Genomic DNA, 17,367 nt, shown 5'->3' with positions numbered 1-17,367 from the left:
TGGGGAGGATGAGAGCGGGGCCAGGTGGTGGGGGTGGCGTCGGTGCCGAGCGCGCCGTTCGTGGGGCGATGCGCAGGTATTTTTTGAGTCACTGACTAAAAAAACTTGGTAGAGTGTGTTGCGCGCGAGGTGGCGCTGTCAAGAGGGGGTTGGATGGGGAGAGCAGGCGGCGACGGATCGCTGCTGCAGCGGATCAACACCGTGGCGGTGCTGCGGGCACTGCACGGCGCGGAGCAGCTGACGCTGCGCGACCTCACCGAGGCCACCGGCGTGTCCCGAAACACCGCCGAGGACGCCGCGCTCGCGCTGGTCAGAACTGGCCTCGCCGAGGAGTTCGTGCCGCAAGCGGAGCAGCGCCGGGTGGGACGCCCCGCGAAGTGGTACAGGTTCCGGGCCGACTACGGCTATGTGCTCGGCGTCGATCTGGCGGTCCACGAAGTCAACGTGCTCGTCGCCAACCTGGCCGGGACCGAGCGCGCCCGGCACAGTCGGCCGCTCGATCCGCTCGCGCCTGCGGACGGCCGTGTCCTGGCGGCCCGCGAGGCGATCGATGCCGCGATCCGCGCGGCCGGCATCCGTTACCCCGAGGTCCTGGCCATCGGCGCCGCCACCACCGGGATCGTCGACCGCGAGGGACGCGTGGACCGCAGCAACCGGCTCCCGCAGACACTGGGCTACAACCTCGCCGAGGGCCTCACCGTGCTTCCGGGGGTGCCGGTGGTCGTCGGCAACGACGCCCGGCTCGCCACCCTCGCCGAACGCTGGCTGGGTACCGGCCGGGACACCGACAACTTCGTCAACATCAACGCCGGCCGGCACATCACCGCCGGCGTCGTCCTCAACGGCCGGCTGCTGCAGGGCGCCCACGGCGCCGCCGGCGAGATCGGCGTGCTGCCCGAATCGCGCTGGCAGGCCGCCCTCCAGGCCATGGCCGACTGGCCGGAGGACTATGAGAGCACCGTCCGCGCGGCCGAAGCCGGCGACGCCGATGCCCAAGCCCGCATCGAAGAGCTCGCCGAACACCTGGCCATCGGCGCCGCCGCCATCGTGCTCACCGTCGACCCCGAGTGCGTCATCCTCTCCGGCGGCCTCAGCCGCGCCGGACAGACCCTGCTCGGCCCGCTCCAAGGCCACCTCGATGCCAGGACCCTGTTCCCGATCCCTGTCCGCATTTCACCCCTCGACCACAGCGCCGTCGCACTCGGTGCCGTCCGCCTCGCCCTCGACCACGTGGAGGGCGACCTCTTCGACACCGACTCGCCCCGGCTCGCCGCAGCGCTCACCCCCTGACTCGAGTGCACGCGCACTCGACGCGACAGCCCGTCAGCGCAAGCGAATCAGGAGCGGCACGCGACGCGGGATCCATGGCCTGACGCCAGTCGACGCCAGGGCGCCGAGGGGTGGGGCCATCCCGCCACAGCCTCACCGACAGTTGGCGGGAAGATCCGTATCCACCAGGGACAGGCGTCCCAAGGTTTCAGGCCCCCTCGAGCACGTTGCCGACGGCGGCTACACGAGCCTGCTCGAAGACGATGCGTCACCGGCGCGGCCGGTTGAGTCCCAGTTCCTCGTTCCTCCCTGCCTGTCAGTCGAAGACGAACGGGCCCGGCGACTGCTTGGTGATCGCGGTGCACCGCACGCTGAACACGGAGAACGTAAAGCTCAGCGAATCCCCGCCCACGTAGGAGTCCAGGCTGTCGCCTGGGGCCACCGTGCCGGTGAGACCGCCGAACCTGACCGGGGAACCCGCCGGAATGGACGGGTTGGACCGTCCCCTGAAGACAGTCGTGCCCGGTCCGCCGTTCTTCTCCAGTCGCAGCGTGACATCCATGGTGTTCGCCGGGATTGCGACGGATGCGATCATGTCCGGTGCGCCCAGCGTGATCGTCGCCGTCGTCCCGTTCTGGGCTGCGGTGAGGGCCAGGGTTGTGCTGCCCCAGGTACCGCAACTGTAGGCGGCCGTGGCGGTGGTTGGTGATACGACGGTGGCCGCCGGTGCCGGTGCCGGTGCCGGTGCCGGTGCCGGAGCTGCGGCTCCGGCGAGCGGCGTCGCCATGGCGGCGGCCGTGGCGGCAGCGGTCGTGGCGGCGCGTAACTTCGCCCTCGTACGTCTCATGGGTCGTCCCGTCCGATGGAGGGTCGATGACTCTGACGCTACGTCAGATTGTCCCTGCCTGACTTATTGACGCGCAGGGATCTCGGGAAGGCAAGCGGCACACCGGCTCTGGACGCCGACGCGGCCATGGCGCGGTTCAGGTACGCGTTCATCGTGTGCTCATAAGAGGCCGGCTGCTCCCTTCCGGCTGCTGCTCCCGCAGTGGCGGCTGAGGGCAGCGGCGGGCAGGAGCGACGGCCGCGCAGGGCCAGTCGGAACCCCCGTTCGGCCAGACAGCCGGGGAGTTCGTCACCGCTGCGGATCCCGTGAGAGGGCGTCGCGGAGTTGGGCCCTGGCGCGGATGCCGAGCTTGGGGAAGATCTTGTGCAGGTGGTAGCCGACGGTCCGGGGCGAGAGGTAGAGCCGGGCCGCGATGTCGCGGTTGGTCAGGCCCTGAGCGGCCAGTTCGGCGATCTGCCGCTCCTGCGCGGTGAGCTCGCTCGCCGGGGTCGCGACTGTCGCCGCCGGGGCTCCCGCGGCCCGGAGTTCCGCGGCTGTGCGGTCGGTCCAGGGGCGGGCGTCGAGGCGCTGGAAGCACTCCAGTGCCGCGTTGAGGTGCGGGCGGGCCTCGGCGCTGCGGCGGCGCCGGCGCAGCCACTCGCCGAAGTCGAGCCGGGCGAGGGCCTTTTCGAAGGGCCAGCAGTCGGTGGCCGGGTTGTCGAGGGCGGCGCGGAAGTGGTGCTCGGCGTCGTCGGTGTCGGTCAGCAGGGCGGTGGCCCGGTGGAGTACGGCGGCCAGGCGCGGGGAGGGGGCGGGATTCAGATGCCGCCGCACGGCGTCGAGCACCGTGCGCGCGTCGTCCGCCCGCTCGGCACGGACCGCCGCGGCCGCCAGGTCGCCCAGGTAGTAGAGCGAGGCATGGTAGTGGACGGGGGCCGGGCGGAAGTCGTGGGTGAAGGTCGCGCGCAGTTGCTCGTAGGCATCGTTGTGGTCGCCGGCGACGAACGCGGCCATGCCCATGGCGTGCCGGTGGCGGACCTGAAGGTTCAGGGAGTTGCGCAGGTCCACGCCGTGTACGGCCTGCATCGCCTGCGTCCGGGCGGCCGCGTGGTCGCCCTCGAGCGCGCGCAGGGTGGCCCGCAGGATGCGGGCGCCCACGGTCACGTTGTCGGCTCCCGCTTCCGTCGCCATCCAGAACGCCTCGTGCGCCGCCTCCTCGGCCGCCGTCCAGGAGCCGTTCTCGAACAGGACGAGGGCGAGCGCCTGGGTCACGGTCGCGTTCGTGCCCGCGCTGCCGGCGCGCCGCAGGAGGTCCATGGTCCGCCCGAGGACGCGCGCGGCCTGCTCGGTCTCGTCCAGGATCCAGGTCGTGCTGCCCAGCGCGGTGAGATTCCCGAGGGACTCCTCCTGCGCCAGGGCGGCAAGCCTGTCCGTCAAGAGCTTTGTCAGACGTGGCTGTTCGCGCTGGGGATCGATGACCGCCCGGATCCAGGCACAGGCGGCGGGGTCGCCGTCCTCGTCGATCAGGCCGCTGATCCGGTGGAGTTCCGAGCGGTCGTACGGCGCGCCGGAATTGTAGACGGACGTGGCGGCGGTGCTCAGGGCGTCCAGAGCGAGGCCCGGAGCCGAAGCGGCGGTGGCTTCGGCCACGCCCAGCAGGAGTGCCAGCGCTTCCTCGTGACGGAGCGTCACCCCGAGGGCCCAGCCGCCCAGCAGCGAAGCCTCAGCACGTAGCCGGGGATCCTCGGTCATCCCGCCGACGCGGCCGCTCATCTCGCCGACCCACTGCGGATGGCCGGCGAACATCGCCGCCTGCGCGGCCGACAGCAGGCGCCGGGCGCGCAGCTCCGGTACCGGAGTCAACTCGGCGGCGCGTTCCAGCGCGGTCGCGGCCGCCGCGTAGCCGCCCCGGCCACGGGCTCGCTCGGCGCTCTCCGCGAGAGCGTCGGCGACCTCCGGGTCCTGCCCGGTCGACGCGGCGGCCAGATGCCAGGCCCGGCGGTCCGGCTCCTCGGCCAGCGCGGCGGCCAGGGCGAGATGGGCCTGCCGGCGCTCGTGGAAGGAGGCCGCGTGGTAGACGGCCGAGCGCACCAGCGGGTGACGTAGCAGCACCCGGCCGTCCGCCACCCGCACCAGGCCGCTGCGCTCGGCGGGGTCCAGCGCCTGTACGACGTCCAGCTCGGGGGCGGCCCGCATGAGGTCGGTCAGCCGGGCCGGACCGGCCGCGGCCACCAGGAGCAGGGCCGCCCGCGTGGGTGCCGGCAGACCGGGCAGGTCGGCCGCGAACAGGTTCTCCAGGCGCGCGGTGAGCGGCAACGTGGCACTCCCGGCCGCTCCGGCCCCGGTGTCCCCGGTCCGGCCCCGGGCCAGGGCGCGGGACAGCTCGATCAGGGCCAGCGGATTGCCGGCCGCCTGTTGGAGGATCTCGGCCCGTGCCTTGCCCCGGGGCCGATCCGGCTGCACGTCCAGCAGCTGCCCGGCCGCGGTACGGCTCAGCGGGCCCACGGTCACCTGCGGAAAGTCCCGGTCGAAGCGGCCCGGCACACCCTCCTCACGGGCGGCCAGCAGCAGCACCACCGGCCTGCCCTCCAGACGCCGGGCGAGGAAGGCCAGCACGTCCACCGAGCCGAGGTCCAGCCACTGGGCGTCGTCGACCAGCAGGAGCAGGGGGCGGCGTGTGGCGGCCTCGGTGATGAGCCCGAGCACGCCGACGCACAGGGACAGCTGGTCGAGTTTCAGTTCGTACTGTGCCGCCTCCGGTCCGAAGGCACGGTCCAGGGCCTCCCGATGCCCCGCGGGCAGATCGTCTCCGGGCAGCAGCGGATGCAGAAGCTGGTGCACGCCCGACAGGCCGAGGCCTCCCTCGACCTCGCTGCCGCGCACCCGCAGGATCCCGAGGCCCCGGGCCCGGCCCCGCTCGGCCGCCCAGTCGACGAGGGTGCTCTTGCCCGCCCCCGGCTCCCCGGTGAGCACCAGCACCTGCGGGCCGCTGCCGTCCACCGCCGCGAGCAGACGGTCGAGGCGGGCCAGTTCGGCGGCCCGGCCCAGGATGCCCGGATCGGAGGGGTGGTCGGTGCCGGTGTGCATGAACCGTCCTTGTCGTCGGGCCGCTGATACGGCAATCCTGCCAGTGGCGACCGGCAGGACGGGAACCGTGGGTGAAGGGACAGGGCGGGAACCGGGGGCGACTGGTCAGGTGACAGAAGCGTCCCGCCCCGGTCTCCGCCATGATGGCCCTGGCCAGGGAAAACGCGCACCGCCACAGGAGTACGTGAATGACCGTTCACCCACCCCAGCAGTCCATGATCGGCGACGAGGCCACCGTCCTGGGCCGGGACGGCGAGATCGAGCGGATCCTGCGGTGCGTGACGCGCGAGCCCGGCACTCCTCAGACCCTGCTGCTCCTCGGCGAGGAGGGGATCGGGCGTACGACCGTGCTCCGGCACGTCCGGGAGCGGGCCGCCGGCGACGGCGTGCTGGTGCTGTTCGCGCAGGGCTGGGCCGAGGACCCGGGGCATGCGCACGCCTGTCTGCGACAGTTGCTGACCCCGCCGGTGCGGGGCGAGCCGGCCGCCCTGCCCGCCGCGCACCACCGGGTGCTGACGGCCGTACCGCGAGGGAACGACGGACCGGACGAGGCGGAGTTTCACGCGGCGGTGACGGCGCTGCTGGACCGGCTCGCCGCGGCCCGGCCGGTGCTGGTGTGCGTGGACGACGCCGACCTGTGCGACCGCGCCTTCCTGGAGGCGCTGTTCGCCGCGGCCCGGCTCCTGGCCGGCCGCTCGCTGACGGTGCTGCTCGCCGCACGCCACGAGGCGGCCCTGCCCGGCCCGCCGCCCGGCACCGAGACCCTGCGGCTGGGCCCGCTGAGCGGCGCCGCGGCCGCCGCGCTCCTCGACCGGCAGCCGGCGGCGCCCACGGGCAGGCACCGGCTGGAGATCCTGGCGGACGCCGAGGGCAATCCGCTGGCCCTCGTGGAACTGGGCCGCGGTGCGCCGGGGCCCGCCGGAGTGGTGCGGCACCCGCCCGCGGAGCACGTCTTCGGCGTACGACTCGACGCGCTTCCCGCGGAGACGCGCCGGGCCCTGCTGTACGCGGCGGCCGCGGGGCCCGGCGAGACCGTCGCCGCGGTCATGGCGGCCCTGGGCACCGGCGACCTCGTGGTGTGGGCGCCGGCGGAAGCGGCCGGACTCGTCACGCTGGTCGAGGACCGGCTCGTCTTCCGGCATCCGCTGGCGCGGTCGGCCGCGTATCTGCGTCGCCCGGCCGGCGAGCGCCGGCAGGCGCACCGTGACCTCGCCAAGATCGCCGTGCTGCCCGAGGCCAGGGCCCGTCACCTGGCCGCCATCACCGTGGGGACCAACGCGTTCGTCGCCACCCTGCTGGAGGACTCCGCCTGGCGGCGCGGGGACGCGGTGGCGGCCGCGCACGCCCTGGAACAGGCGGCCCGGCTCAGCCCACGGCGGCCGGAGCGGGCGCGCCGGCTGGCCGAGGCCCTGACGGCGGCGCACGTGGCGGGCGATCCCGGCTGGGTACGGGAGCTGTACGGTCGGCTCGGCCAGGAATCCGCCGATCCGGAACTCGTCTGTGTCGCGGCCGGTGCCCTGGCCTCCGCCCTCTCCCAGGAGTCCGCCCAACGCGAGGCATTCGAGGTGCTGGCCGACGTCTCGGAGCACTTTCCGGTGGCCGACCGGACCCTCGCGCTCGCGCTCGCGGGCTTGGCGGCGGGCATCGCCTACCAGTCCGGTCTGCCGGAGCACACGGCGGCCCTGTCCACGCTGCTCGACCGCGCCCGGCAGGCCCACGAGTCCAAGCGGTGGCGTCCCGCCGCGGCCGGACCGCTGGTCCGCCTGGACACACCACACCTGCGGCGGGCACTGGACGCGCTGGTCACCGCGGTGGCCCGGCCACAGTCCGCCACCGGCTCGCGGCCCGGCCCCGGCCGGCCGCACGGCGCCCCGCCCATAGGAGCGGACGGGCCGGCCGCCCGGGCGGTCCTCGCCGCGGTGGCCCACCACGCGGACGAGGCGGACGTGGACCTGGGGCAGTCGCGTACGGCCGACGACCGGCTGCGGACCGCCCGCGCCTTCGGTCTGCGCGGCTGGTCGGTCCTCGTCCTCGTGGACGCCCTCGTGGCCATCGGGCGGTTCCCGGAGGCCGAGACCGTGATCCAGGACGCCATGACCGAGGCCGCGGTGCTGCGCCTGCCCCGTGTCCAGGCCGATCTGGAGGCTCAGGCCCTGACCGTGCGGGCGCTGCGCGGAACCCTTCCGGTGACACCCCGGCTCACCCCCGCCGTCTGGCGCGCCGTCTGCCTGGACGAGAACCGGGCCACCCACGCCCGTCTGCTGCGCGCCCGCGGACTCGCCGCCCTCGCGCATGGGGACATGGAAGGCGCCTGGCGGCAACTGCGCGAACTGTTCACCGCCGACGGAGCACCCCTGCACCCCTACCTGTCGGCGCGGAGCATCGCCGAACTCACGGTCACCGCCCAGCGGACCGGACGGTCCGCCGAGGCGCTGCCGATCCTGGAGCGGGTCCGTGCCGAACAGGGGGAGCGCCCGAGCACCAGGATGACGCTGCTCCTGCACCACGCCACCGCCCTGGTCGGCCCGGACGACGGGGCCGAGGAGCACTTCCAGCTCGCGCTCGTCAACCACGGGGCGAACCGGTGGCCGTGGGAACGCGGTCACGTCCGCCTCAACTACGCCATCTGGCTGCGCCGTTGCCGCCGGACCCTGGAGGCGCGCCAGCAGCTGACCACGGTCCTGGAGACCGCCGAACGCCTCGGTGCCGGCGCCCTCGCGTCGGCTGCCCACATCGAACTGCGCGCCAGTGGCGCCGCGCCCGCCCCCGAGGACGGGGGTCCGCTGGAGCGGCTGACGGCACAGCAGCGGCAGATCGTCCAGCTCGCCGCACGCGGTCTGTCGAACCGTGAGATCGGTGAGCGGCTCTTCCTCTCGCCGCGCACCGTGGGCTCGCATCTGTACAACGTGTATCCCAAGCTCGGCATCAGCAGCCGCCATCAGCTCCGTGACCTGGTACAGGGCCGGTGAGGGGGCGGCGGCCGAACGGCCGGCGGAGAGCCCATGAGGCCCGGACAACCGGGTAGGGCCGTGGTCCTCGACCGCGTGGTGCAGCGCCTGATCACCGCCTCGGCCGCGCCGCCCGCTCTCGACGACCTCGGCCCGGACGCGGCGCGGCAGGCGCTGCGGGAGACCCAGGCCGACCGGTTCGAGGACTTCGACGTGGACGCGGTATTCCGCGTGGCACCGGTCGGCCCGTCGCGGTTGCTCGGCTTCTGGACCGTCCGCCCGGCCGGGGCGCCCGGCACCCTCCCGACCCTCCTGTATCTGCACGGCGGCCGGTGGGCGCTCGGCGACGCGCAGACCCACGCCCGTCTGATCAGCGAACTCGTCACCGGCACGGGCGTGTGCGCCGTGGTCCCCGAGTACGGCCGCGCCCCCGAGGCCCGCTACCCGGTGGCCCTGGAGGAGTGCTACGCCCTGCTGACCTGGGCGGTCTCCCACGCCGACGAACTCGCGCTGGACCCGGGCCGGCTGGCGGTGGCGGGGGACTGCGCCGGGGCCACGCTGGCGGCCGCCGTGACCATGCTGGCGAAGAACCGGCACGGGCCGCGGATCGGCGCGCAGCTGCTCTACTACCCGCTCACCGACGCCCGCTGCGCCAGCCCCTCGCAACGGCAGTTCGCCACCGGCTACCTCCTCACGCGCCGGGCACTGCGCGCCTACTGGGCGCGGTACGTCGCCGACCCGGCCCGGCGGACCGAACCCACCGCGGCACCGCTGCGGGCGCGCACGGAAGAGCTGGCGGGGCTGCCGCCGGCCCTGGTCGTCACCGCCGAGGCCGACGTGGCCCGCGACGAGGGCGAGAGTTACGCGCGCCGCCTGTCCGAGGCCGGGGTCGAGGCGCTGTCCCTGCGGTTCCTCGGGACGATCCACGACTTCGTGGCGCTCCACGCCCTGGCCGACAGCGTGCCCACTCGGGCGGCGATTCCGACCGGATGCGCCTTTCTGCGTGCCCGTTTGAGGTGATGAGTACCGGAACGAGGACCAGTCGGCCGACTGATGCGCCGACCGGCGCCGCCACGACAGGCTGGCGGCATGCCAACCGTGACCGACTCCTACGAGGAGAGACGCCGGCGTTCGACCGCAGCGGCGAGTGAGCGAACCCTTGTGCTGACCACCCGCTCGGTTCCGCCGGGCGAGAGCCTGGACTACTGGCACGACGCCGTGCTCGACACCCTGGTGGGGATGGACATCGCCACCGAAGCCCGCACCTACGACGCGACCCTGCGCGCCGACCGTCTCGGGGACCTGCGGATCACCACGGTGGAAGCCGACCCCGGCCAGGTCCACCGGGCGCCGCGCTTCATCGCCCGCGGCGACGGGCGCGAGGTGTTCGTGGCGGTCCAGAGCACCGGCCGGGCCCGGGTCGAACAGGACGGCCGCACCACCGAGTTGCGGACCGGTGACATCGGGTTCTTCGAGACCATCCGCCCCTTCCACACCACCTTCCCGGAGCGCTTCAGGCTGAAGATCTTCGCGGTCCCGCGTCCGCTGCTGGAGCTCCCGGAGGCCGACCTGCGGCAGCTCACCGCGCGGTCGGTGCGCCCGAGCGGCGGGCTCCCCGCCCTGCTCGCGCCGCTGCTGGAGCGGCTGGCGGACACCTCCGGGTCGTACCCGACACCGACGGCCGAGCGACTGGCCGAGAGCGTCATCGACCTGGTGGCGGCGACGGCGGCGGACCAGCTGGGGGCGGATCCCGCCGAACTGCCGGGCGCCGACGGTGTCCTGCTGCTGCGCATCAGGACGTACATCCGCTGGCACCTGTCGGACCCCGGACTGACCCCCTCCGCCATCGCCGGGGTGCATGGAATCTCGGTCCGCTATCTGCACCGGCTGTTCGAGGCCGAGGGCAGCACCGTGTGCCAGTGGATCCGTGAGCAGCGCCTGCGGGAGTGCCGCAAGGAACTCGCCGCGCGGCCTCCGGGTTCCGTCAGCCTGGGCCAGGTCGCCCGGCGCTGGGGGTTCGCCGGCCCCGCCGGGTTCGGCAAGGCATTCCGCAACTCCTTCGGGCTGTCACCGTCGGACTGGCTGGGGCGCGTGCGGGCGGGAGGGGCGCCATGCTGACCGGCCACGCGCCAGGGGTGTCCTGCTCCACCCGGGAGCTGGTGCCCGGCGACCGCCTCGCCGCCTGGCAGCGCGCCCTCTCGCGGACCTACGTGGACGTCGACGTCACCGTGGAGCACGACCGCCCGTGGATCGGCGAGCTGGCCGCCGAACGGCTCGGTGCCCTCCAGATCGCCACCGAGGAGTTCGGTCCCGGAACGATTCTGCGCGGCGCCCGCTCGGTGGCCGCCGACCCACGGAGCCACATCCTGGTCCGTCGGCAGCTGGAGGGCACCGCACTGCTGCTCCAGGACGGCCGCACCGCCGAACTCCACCCCGGGGACCTGGCCTTCCACGACGCCCGGCGCCCGTTCCGGATCGTGCTCGCCGAGCGGCAGCGGGCGCGGATCCTCATGGTGCCCCGAGCCCCGCTGCGCCTGGAGGAACGGCAGCTGCGCGCCCTCACGGCCACCGTGGTGGACGACGCCGCCGGGGGAGCGGCGGACCTGCTGCTGCCGCTGCTCGACGGGCTCGTCGACGAGGTCACCCGGGCCACCCCGGCCCGGCGCGAACAACTCGCCCGTACCGTCGTGGAGATCCTGGCCACCGTGGCCCTGGAACGGGCCGGCGGACAGCCCGAATCGGCCCTGTGGGAACGGATCACCGCGTCCGTCCGGACCCGGCTCGGCGAATCCGGACTCACCCCGCAGGACATCGCCGACCAGCACGCCATCTCGCTGCGCTATCTGCACCGGCTCTTCCAGCGACAGGGCACCACCGTGGGTGCCTGGGTGCGCACGCGCCGGCTGGAGGCGGCCCGCGAGGAGCTCGCCCGGCCCGGCGCCGCCCACCGGTCGATCGCCGCGGTGGCCCACCGCTGGGGCTTCACCAGCCCCTCCCACTTCAGCCGAACCTTCCGCGAGAGTTACGGGATGTCGCCGGCGCAGTGGCGCAGGGCGGCGGGCGCGGTCCAGGCGGACTGACACCGCCGTCTGTTCCCAGTCGGACCGTGCGGCCGTCTGTTCCCTGTCGGACCGCATCCCGGGCGCTCTCGGAACGATTCTCACCGCCCTCCCCGCCTACCGTGCGGATCACCGGGTTTCGGCAGAAAGGGACGACATGAAGCGCAAGGCGATGGGCAGGTGCGAGGCGGCGGGCGCACAGGTGCTGTGGGGCCCGTACGACGGCAAGGGCCGAAGCAACGCGATGGTGCGGTTCCCCGGCGGTTACGTCGCCGAACCGCGCCAGAGCAGCGACCTCTGATCACCTCCTGGAGTCCTCCATGGCCTCGTCCTCCGTCGTGGAGCTGTCGCGCTGGCAGTTCGCGATCACGGCGATCTTCCACATGACCTTCCCAGCGCTCACCGTCGGCCTTTCCCTGCTGCTCGCGGTCGCCTACACCGTGTACGTCCGCACCGGCAACCCGCTCTACCTGCAGATCTTCCGCTTCTGGAAGAAGATCTTCGCCGTCGGCTTCGGCCTCGGCGTGGTCGCCGGCACCGTGATGACCTTCGAGTTCGGCCTCAACTGGGGCATCTACGCACACGCCGTCGGCCCGGTCATCGGCGTCACCATCGGCATGGAGGTGATCACCGCCTTCTTCCTGGAGGCCGGTTTCATCGGGATCATGCTGTACGGCGACGGCCGGGTGAAGCCCCGCACCATGGCCCTGGCCTCCTGGATGGTGGCCGCGGGCACCCTGCTCTCCACCACCTGGATCCTGTCCGCCAACAGCTGGATGCAGGACCCGGCCGGTTACACCGAGGCCGACGGCCAGTTCCACGTCACCGACTGGTGGCAGGTGCTCCTCAACCCGGCCTTCGGCTACCGCTTCCCGCATATGCTGCTCGCCGTACTGATCAGCGCGTCCTGGTTCGTCGGCGGCATCAGCGCCTGGTATCTGGTCAAACGCCGCGCGTCCGCCCTGCCGTTCGCCCGGCGCACCCTGTCCATGGCACTGGGCGTGCTCGCGATCCTGATGCCCGTCCAGCTGTACGTCGGAGACGCCACCGCCATCTTCATGGGCGGGCGCCAGCCCGCCAAGCTCCAGGCATTCGAGGGCAATTGGACGACGGACAACAACGACTACAACCTCGTCGTCATCCCCGACACGGACCAGGGGAAGAATGACCTCCGCGTCGGGATCCCCTACCTCGGTGCCGCCATCGGACACGATCTGACCGGCGAGGCCAAGGTCCCGGGCCTGCTGCGGACCCCGCCGGACGAACGCCCCAACATGTGGAGCGCCTTCTACGGCTTCCGGGCCATGTACTTCACCGCCCTGGCCATGTTCGCCGCCGCCTTCGCCGGGCTCGTCCTGCGCCTGCGCGGCCGCCTGTTCACCTCCCCGCGGTTCCTGCGCTGGCTGGTGTGGATGACCCCCGCCGGGGTCATCGCCATCACCGGCGGCTGGATCACCGCCGAGGCCGGACGCCAGCCCTGGGTGGTCTACGGCAAGCTGCGCACCGCCGACGCCGTCTCCCACCTCAACCTCACCGAGGCGGCTCTCAGCCTGACCGGGTTCGTGCTGCTGTACGCGACCCTGCTCACCCTCTGGATCCGCTACATCGTCCGTACCGTCAAGGCCGGTCCGGAACCGGTCGTGGACCTTCGACCCGGCCGGCCGGAGGTCTCCGGTGTCTGAGTACCTGACCTACGCGCTGGTCCTGCTCTCGCTCGGGGCCTATGTCGTCCTGGACGGCTACGACCTCGGCGTCGGCATACTGAGCCTCCTCGACCGCGGTGAGCGGCGGCGCCGCGAGTACACCGAACTCATCGCCACCGCCTGGGACGCCAACGAGAGCTGGATCATCCTGGGCGGCGTGGCCCTGTGGGCCGGACTCCCCGGGGCGTACGCGACCGTCCTGCCCGGGGTGTACCCACCGCTGATCGCCATGCTCTTCGCGGTCATCCTGCGTGGCATGGGCCTGGAGTTCCAGAGCGCGTCCGGCACCTACCGCCGCGGCTGGGGGCTGCTCTTCGGGCTGGCCTCGCTCGCCGTGACGCTCTGCCAGGGCCTGGTGATCGGCGCGGTCCTGTCCGGACTCCCGCAGCGGGGCGGCCACTTCACGGGCGACGCCCTCGCCTGGCTCACCCCCTACAGCGTGCTGTGCGCGCTCGGCCTCGTGTGCCTGTATCTGCTGGCCGGTGCCGCCTGGCTGCAGGACAAGACGGAGGGAACGGCCCATGAGTGGGCGGGCCGGCTCGGCCGTCCGCTGCTCGGCGCGACCGTCGTGGCCGCGCTGGTCCTCGGCTTCGGTCTGGAGGCCGCCGACCCGCAGTACTTCCACTTCGAACAGCCCCTGCGTGCCACGCTCTTCGGCCTCGCCGTGGCCGCCGCCGTGGTCTGCTCCGCGGTGGCCTGGTACGGCTTCGGGCGGCGGCCGGACTGGCGGCCGTTCGCGGCGGTGCTGGGCGCGGAGGCCGCGGGGCTGCTGGCGCTGGTGGCGGCGACGGCACCGGTTGTCGTACCGCCGTCCCTGACCCTGCACGAGGCGTCCAGCCCGCCGGGTTCGCAGGTGTTCCTGGTGGTCGGGGTCGGACTGTGCATGCCGTTCGTGCTGGCCTACAACATCTATGCCTGGTGGGTCTTCCGGGGGAAGTTCCGGGAGGCCGGGCGGCGGTCGCCGACCACGACGGCACCGGACGACGGATCGGCCGGCCCGTTCGTGCCACCAACGGAACCCCGCGTCGTCGTCATCGTGCGCCGGACGCTGCTGACCCTGCTCGGCATCCTGCTGGCGGCCGTCTCCCAGGACATCTTCGGCGGCGAGTCGGCCTGGGTGGACCCCCTCGGCGTCGCCCTGCTGTCCGGCACCGCGCTCATCGCCTGGATCCTCGGGGACCGCCGGGCCCAGCGGCTCGGCGAGTACGATCTGCCCGGCGGGGAGCGCCCGTGACCGACACCGCGGCCCTGGTGGCGGAGCTCGCCGACGGCGACGGCGCGGACGAGCGGGCCTCGACGCGCCGACTGCGGGCCTGGGCGCGGATCGGCGAACCGGAGCTGCGCCGGGCGGGCACCCTGCGCGGCCTCGCACAGCTCGGCACCGTCCTCTGGGCGGCCGGCCTCGGCTGGGCCGCCCAACGAGGTCTCGCCGCACAGCAGGTGCACACCGCGGCGGCCGCCGTCGCACCGGCCGCCGGGGTCATGGGCGTCGGCCTGGTGCTGCGCGCCGCGCTGCTGGCGGCGGCCGACCGGGCGGCGGCGACGGGCGCCGCCCGGGTACGGTCCGTGCTGCGCGCCCGCGTCCTGCGCGCGGCACTGCCGGGGCGGGCACCGCGCCGGGGACTCGCGGACGTCGCCTACGCCGAGGCCCTGGACGCCGAGGTCACCCGCCTCGACGACTGGCTCACCGACTACGTCCCCGCCCGACGCGCGATGCTGCTCGGCAGCGGTGTCGTCCTCGCCGCCATCGCTCTGCGCAGCTGGTTCGTGGCCCTCCTGCTGGTGCTGGCCACCCCGCTGCTGCCGGCCAACCTCAAGGTCATCGGGATGGGGACGAAGGCGGCCGTGCAGGCCCAGCTCGGTGCCGTCCGCGCCCTGCACGGCCGGCTCCTGGACCAACTGCGCGGACTGCCGACCCTGGTCGGGCTCGGTGCGCAGGAGACGGCGGCATGGGCCCTGCGCCGGGACGACGAGGAACTCGCCCGCCGCACCACCCTCGTCCTGCGGGTGGCCTTCCTGTCCACCGCCTGGGTGGAACTGCTCATCACGGGCACGCTCGCCGTCGTCGCCACCTACTGCGGCCTGGTGCTCCTGGACTACCTGCGCCTGCCCGGCGTACCGGACCACATGAGCCTCGCGACCGCCCTGTTCGTGCTGACGCTCACGCCCGCCTACTTCGCCCCGGCGCGGGAACTGGCCCGCGGCTACCACGCCCGCGCCCAGGCGGCGGCCGCGGCCGACCTGATCGCCGGGGCCATGCGGGGTACGGCCCCCGAGCACCGCCGCCCGGCCGCCCGCGGCGCCGCGCCCCTGTCCGTCCACCTCCGCGAGGTGTCCGTCGTCCACCCCGGACGGACGCGACCCGCCCTGGACAGGGTCGAACTGGACGTCCACGCGGGGGAGTTCGTCGCCGTGACCGGCACGAGCGGCGCCGGCAAGTCCACGCTCCTGTCCGTGGCGGCCGGACTGCTGGTGCCCGACCGGGGCAGCGCCCTGCACGGGCCCGAGGGGGCGACTCCCGCGAACGTGGCCTGGGCCGGCCAGCCGGGCTTCCTGCTCCCGGGGAGTGTGCGCGAGAACCTCCGGCTCGCCCGGCCCGACGCCACGGACCCCGAACTCCTCGCCGTCTTCGACGAACCGGGCTTCGCCGGGCTCCTGGCCGCGCTGCCCGACGGACTCGACACACCCGTGGGCGAACGCGGATTCGGCCTGTCCTCCGGCCAGTCGCAGCAACTGGTCTTCGTCCGCGCTCTGCTGCGGGACGCCCCGCTGCTCTGCCTGGACGAACCGACCGCACACCTCGACCCGGACGCCGAGACGGCCATGGTGGGGGCACTGCGCCGGCTGGCCCGGCACCGGACCGTCCTGCTGGCCACCCACAGCCCGGCCCTCCTGCCCCTCGCCGACCGGGTGATCACCCTGGAGCGGGGGAGGCTCGCATGACCCCGGCACGACCGCTGCGGCTGCTGAGGTCGGCGGCCCGACGGCGCGATCTGCTGTACGGCCTGCTCCTCGCCGGGGCGGCCGAACTGTCCGCCGCCACCCTGCTCGGGGTGTCCGGCTGGTTCCTCACGGCGTGCGCCCTGGTCACGGTACGGGCCGACACCACGTGGTCGTGGGTGTATCCGTCCGCCGCCGTACGTGCCCTCGCCCTCTCGCGCACCGGGCTGCGCTACGCGGAGCGCCTGGTCAGCCACCGTGTCCTGCTCAACGCCACGGTGGCGCTCCGGGCCCGGCTGGTGCGCGGTGGCGCGGCCCTGCCGACGCGGGAGCTGCGCGCGCTGCGGGACGGAGCCTTGCTGAGCCGGCTCACCGACGACGTCACGACCGTCGGCGCGCTCCCCGCCGACGTCCTGGCCCCGCTGGCGAGTACGGCGGTGACGGCGGCGGTCGTGACCGCGCTGCTGTGGCACGCCGGCACATGGCTGGGCGCGGCGGAACTACTGGTGTTCCTGCTCGCCGCCGCGACCGCCGCGGCGGCGCACCGGCGGGCGGAGGACGCGGTACGGCGGACGGCGCGGGAGCAGGCCGTCGTACGGACCGAACTCCTGGGCGCACGGGACGCGTTGCCCGAACTGATCTGCCTCGACGCGGTGGCGCCGGCCCGGGCCCGGATCGCGGAGGCGCTCGAGCGCGCCCATCGTGCCGACGAGGACACCCGACGGGCCCTGCGCGCAGGCCAGTCGGCCCTCCGGCTGCTGGGCGCGCTCGGCCAGTGTCTCGTCCTGCTCCTCGCCCTGGACCTCGCGGCGACGGCGCAGTCCGTGTCCGCCGCGATCGGTGAGGTCCTGCTGATCGCCGCCGGATACGAGCTCGTCGAGCGACTGCCGAGGGTGCTGTCGGCGTACGGCCGGGCGCGCGCCGCGGCGGAGCGGCTGGCCCCGCTGAACGCCGTCCCTGACCTGCCGGCGCTGCACGCCGTCCCTGACCTGCCGGCCGGGGAGACACCGGTGACCCTCGATGCCGAACCGGGCACCACTACCTTGGTGACCGGCCCCAACGGCAGTGGAAAGAGCACGCTGTTGGCCCGGCTGGCGGGCCGCGCGACCCCGCGGGCTCTGACCCTGGTCGAGGCCGAGGACTGGCTCGCCGACGCGACCGTCGCCGAGAACCTGCGGCTGGCCGCCCCGGACGCGGGCCCGGAACGACTCGCCGAGGTGCTGGGCCTGGTCGACCTGGACGACATCCCGCCGGACTTCGCGGTGGGTCCGAACGGCGGCAGGCTCTCCCAGGGGCAGCGCCGCCGGCTCGCCCTCGCCCGGGCCGTGCTGCGCGACCCACCGGTCCTGCTGCTGGACGAGCCGACCACCGGACTCGACCGGGCCACCGCCCGCCGCGTCCTGGGCGCCGTCCGCTCCGCCCTTCCCGCCACCGCTTTCGTGATCGCGCTGCCCGACCGCGACCACGACCTCCTTCCCTTTCCGGTTGACGGCCGGATCGAGCTGATGGCCCGAGCGACGTAGGCATCACCGAGT

Annotated in this window: 12 protein-coding genes; 10 read left to right on the top strand and 2 right to left on the bottom strand. The window is 73.8% G+C overall.

Going from position 1 to position 17,367, the window contains the following annotated elements:
* Nucleotides 1-153 precede the first annotated feature (153 nt).
* Complete coding sequence (locus tag JK364_RS44905; protein ID WP_201857217.1) at nt 154-1,290, top strand: ROK family transcriptional regulator; 1,137 nt, start codon at nt 154-156, stop codon at nt 1,288-1,290.
* A 295-nt stretch (nt 1,291-1,585) separates the two neighbouring features.
* Here JK364_RS44905 and JK364_RS44900 read toward each other — a convergent pair whose 3' ends face one another.
* Both JK364_RS44900 and JK364_RS44895 read right to left on the bottom strand, forming a co-directional pair.
* A complete protein-coding gene (locus JK364_RS44900) occupies nt 1,586-2,116 on the bottom strand; it encodes a hypothetical protein (RefSeq protein ID WP_230993465.1) in 531 nt (176 codons plus the stop codon).
* Nucleotides 2,117-2,404: 288 nt separating this feature from the next.
* Nucleotides 2,405-5,182, bottom strand: coding sequence for a helix-turn-helix transcriptional regulator (locus tag JK364_RS44895; protein ID WP_201857216.1), 2,778 nt, complete (start codon nt 5,180-5,182; stop codon nt 2,405-2,407).
* A 188-nt stretch (nt 5,183-5,370) separates the two neighbouring features.
* Between JK364_RS44895 and JK364_RS44890 the strand changes: the two genes are divergently transcribed.
* The 9 genes from JK364_RS44890 to JK364_RS57280 all read left to right on the top strand — a co-directional run bounded on the left by JK364_RS44890 (nt 5,371) and on the right by JK364_RS57280 (nt 17,355).
* The gene (locus JK364_RS44890; protein WP_230993464.1) at nt 5,371-8,151 is read left to right on the top strand and encodes a helix-turn-helix transcriptional regulator; all 2,781 of its coding nucleotides are present in this window, start codon (nt 5,371-5,373) and stop codon (nt 8,149-8,151) included.
* Nucleotides 8,152-8,184: 33 nt separating this feature from the next.
* Nucleotides 8,185-9,150 (top strand): alpha/beta hydrolase, encoded by a 966-nt coding sequence (locus JK364_RS44885; protein WP_201857215.1) that lies wholly within the window; start codon nt 8,185-8,187, stop codon nt 9,148-9,150.
* 69 nt (nt 9,151-9,219) lie between these two features.
* Nucleotides 9,220-10,248 carry an AraC-like ligand-binding domain-containing protein gene (locus JK364_RS44880; protein WP_201857214.1) on the top strand — a complete coding sequence of 343 codons (1,029 nt, stop codon included), beginning with the start codon at nt 9,220-9,222 and terminating at the stop codon, nt 10,246-10,248.
* Nucleotides 10,242-11,210: a helix-turn-helix domain-containing protein gene (locus JK364_RS44875; protein ID WP_201857213.1), complete on the top strand. Its 969-nt coding sequence runs from the start codon at nt 10,242-10,244 to the stop codon at nt 11,208-11,210. The genes JK364_RS44880 and JK364_RS44875 overlap by 7 nt, the downstream gene beginning before the upstream one ends.
* Before the next feature lie 136 nt (nt 11,211-11,346).
* Nucleotides 11,347-11,490: a hypothetical protein gene (locus tag JK364_RS44870; RefSeq protein WP_201857212.1), complete on the top strand. Its 144-nt coding sequence runs from the start codon at nt 11,347-11,349 to the stop codon at nt 11,488-11,490.
* A 19-nt stretch (nt 11,491-11,509) separates the two neighbouring features.
* On the top strand, nt 11,510-12,871 hold the full coding sequence (locus JK364_RS44865) for a cytochrome ubiquinol oxidase subunit I (protein ID WP_201857211.1): 1,362 nt from the start codon (nt 11,510-11,512) through the stop codon (nt 12,869-12,871).
* Nucleotides 12,864-14,126, top strand: coding sequence for a cytochrome d ubiquinol oxidase subunit II (locus JK364_RS44860; protein ID WP_201857210.1), 1,263 nt, complete (start codon nt 12,864-12,866; stop codon nt 14,124-14,126). The genes JK364_RS44865 and JK364_RS44860 overlap by 8 nt, the downstream gene beginning before the upstream one ends.
* Entirely contained in the window at nt 14,123-15,835 is a 1,713-nt protein-coding gene (locus JK364_RS44855) for an ATP-binding cassette domain-containing protein (protein ID WP_201857209.1), read from the top strand. Before JK364_RS44860 ends, JK364_RS44855 begins: the two co-directional genes overlap by 4 nt.
* Nucleotides 15,832-17,355: an ATP-binding cassette domain-containing protein gene (locus JK364_RS57280; protein ID WP_201857208.1), complete on the top strand. Its 1,524-nt coding sequence runs from the start codon at nt 15,832-15,834 to the stop codon at nt 17,353-17,355. The genes JK364_RS44855 and JK364_RS57280 overlap by 4 nt, the downstream gene beginning before the upstream one ends.
* The last annotated feature ends 12 nt before the right edge of the window (nt 17,356-17,367 follow it).

Source organism: Streptomyces endocoffeicus, assembly GCF_016741935.1.
In the GTDB taxonomy this organism is placed as follows: domain Bacteria; phylum Actinomycetota; class Actinomycetes; order Streptomycetales; family Streptomycetaceae; genus Streptomyces; species Streptomyces endocoffeicus.
Note: the sequence above shows the minus strand (reverse complement) of the source record. Positions and strands in the feature narration are given on the sequence as shown.